Raw genomic sequence first — 2,224 nt, forward strand, 5'->3', positions numbered from 1 at the left:
CGGCTGGGGTGGCGGCGGCTTTGGCGGCGGCGGTGGTGGCTTTTCGGGCGGCGGCGGCAGCTTCGGCGGCGGCGGCGCATCGGGGGACTGGTAATGCAGCTTCATCTTTCAGCCGCCGACCACGCCCTCGTGTCCGCCGCCGTGGCGGAGGCAGAGGCGCAGACATCGGGCGAGATCGTGACGATCGTGACGCGCCGGTCCGACGCCTATCATGATGTCGGACTGCACTGGGCGATCGCAGCGGTGTTCATCGCCCTGTCCGTAGTAGCGGCCTTTCCCGAACATCTGCGCCATTTTCTGTCCGCCCTGCTGCGCGATTGGGAACATGAGCTGGCGGACTGGAAACTGCTGACCGGGCTGCTGGGCCTGCTGATCCTGAAATTCCTTGTCGTCCGCTATCTGCTGGCGATCCCGGCGCTGCGTATGTGGATGACCCCGCGCGCGACGCGGGCGCGGCGGGTGCGGCGGCGCGCGATCCTGCTGTTCCGCACCGCCGCCGAAGCGCGCACCCATGGCCGCACCGGGGTGCTGATCTACCTCTCGCTCGACGAGCATCGCGCCGAAATCGTCGCCGACGCCGCGATCAACGGCAAGGTCGCGCCGGAAGAATGGGGCGCGGCGATGGCGGCCCTGATCGAGGCGATCAAAGCCGGGCGGGCGGGCGAAGGGCTGGCGCAGGCGGTGCGGCAGGTCGGGCTGGTGCTGGCCGCCCATTTCCCGCGCGCTGATGACGACATCAACGAACTTCCCGACAGGCTGATCGAATTATGAGCGAACAGGATATGTCCGCCCCCGAAGAAGTGATGTGGGCCGGACGCTTCATCACCGCCAAGCGACGCGGCAAGTGGGAATATGTCGGCCGCGCGCGGGGCATCAAGGCAGCGGTGATCCTGGCGGTCGATCAGGATCACGTCCTGCTGGTCGATCAATATCGGGTGCCGCTGGGCAAGCGCTGCATCGAATTGCCCGCAGGGCTGGTCGGCGATCATGACGCGGACGAGGACGCCAGCATCGCCGCCAGCCGCGAGCTGGAGGAGGAAACCGGCTATCGTGCCGCCCGCCTTGAATCGCTCGGCGAATTTTTCAGCTCGCCGGGCATGGTCGCGGAAAGCTTCACCCTGTTCCGCGCCCATGATCTGGTGAAAACCGGCGACGGCGGTGGCGTCGATGGCGAGGATATCCACGTCCACCGCGTGCCGCTGGCCGGGCTGGCGGCGCAGGTTACCGCATGGCGCAATGAAGGCTATGCCATCGACGTCAAGCTGCTGTTGCTGCTGGGCACAGGCATGATCCCCTGACGACTTGGGCGAGGCTTAGACCTTTGCCGATCCTCCCCTTAAAAGGGAGGATTTATAAGAAACCTGCACCCGTGATCTCCCCCATCACACCCCAACTTCACCCAACCCGATACCAGCCCGCGACCCGATCCAGCGCCAGCGTCAGCACCAGCTTGCCCGCCCGGCTGGGCCAGCCCAAGGCCCGTTCTGCCGCGACCAGCCCTTCCCCTGCACAGACCACCCGCCACAATATATCGGCCAGCCCCGGCCCCGCCGCCCGAATCGCGCCGTCGAAGCGCTCGCGCGCGGACAATTGCATCAGCGTCGGGTCCGGCTGTCGCCCCGCCATAGACTGCCCGCCCGCACGCGGTGCCGCATCCCAGCGCATCGTGACCCGTGCGCCCAGCCCTGCTTTCTCCCAGTCGGTACGCAGCCGATCGCCCGCGACATAATGACGCTCGCTCAGATGACCGCGCGCATGGAGCCAGGCCAGCGGCGATTCGCCGACATGGACCAATATGGTCTGATGGCGGCCTTGCGGGTCCTCGATCGTCTGTTCAACATGGGTGGCGGTCATGCGGCCTTCTCCTTGGACGATGGAATGGGGGGAGATCAGCCCTTGCCATGGCGGATAGTTTGTAGGAAAGAGAAAACCAAATAGGTTATTCAGCGAGGCAGATATGATCACCCGCATCCGCGAGGTCCGCAAGGTTAAGGGGCTGACGCTGGAACAGGTCGGCGCGCTGTGCGATCCGCCCACCACCGCCCAGACGATCGGCCGGCTGGAAACCGGCACCCGCACCGTGTCGATCAAATGGCTCAACCGCATCGCGCTGGCGCTCGGCGTCACCAGCGCCGAACTGGTCGCCATGCCGGGGCAGAGCGAAGTGCCGGTCGCCGCTTTGCTGGGACCGGACGGCGCGCGCGCCCCGACCCGCCCCCTCGCC

General features: G+C 66.7%; 4 protein-coding genes. 3 read left to right on the forward strand and 1 reads right to left on the reverse strand.

Translation table 11 applies throughout. The annotated features are described in order from the left end of the window. The first annotated feature begins 93 nt into the window (after window positions 1-93). Complete coding sequence (locus tag EBBID32_RS11290) at window positions 94-771, forward strand: TPM domain-containing protein (protein ID WP_006956892.1); 678 nt, start codon at window positions 94-96, stop codon at window positions 769-771. Continuing rightward, window positions 768-1,298, forward strand: coding sequence for an NUDIX hydrolase (locus tag EBBID32_RS11295; protein WP_006956893.1), 531 nt, complete (start codon window positions 768-770; stop codon window positions 1,296-1,298). The genes EBBID32_RS11290 and EBBID32_RS11295 overlap by 4 nt, the downstream gene beginning before the upstream one ends. A gap of 97 nt (window positions 1,299-1,395) precedes the next feature. Here the strand turns inward: EBBID32_RS11295 and EBBID32_RS11300 are convergent, their stop codons facing one another. Further along, on the reverse strand, window positions 1,396-1,854 hold the full coding sequence (locus EBBID32_RS11300; RefSeq protein ID WP_037490198.1) for a DUF6456 domain-containing protein: 459 nt from the start codon (window positions 1,852-1,854) through the stop codon (window positions 1,396-1,398). A gap of 103 nt (window positions 1,855-1,957) precedes the next feature. Here EBBID32_RS11300 and EBBID32_RS11305 point away from each other — a divergent pair. Then, a partial coding sequence (locus EBBID32_RS11305; RefSeq protein WP_037490201.1) for a helix-turn-helix domain-containing protein occupies window positions 1,958-2,224 on the forward strand: 267 nt, incomplete at its 3' end.

The sequence above is a fragment of the Sphingobium indicum BiD32 genome (assembly GCF_000382885.1).
GTDB classification, from domain to species: domain Bacteria; phylum Pseudomonadota; class Alphaproteobacteria; order Sphingomonadales; family Sphingomonadaceae; genus Sphingobium; species Sphingobium japonicum_C.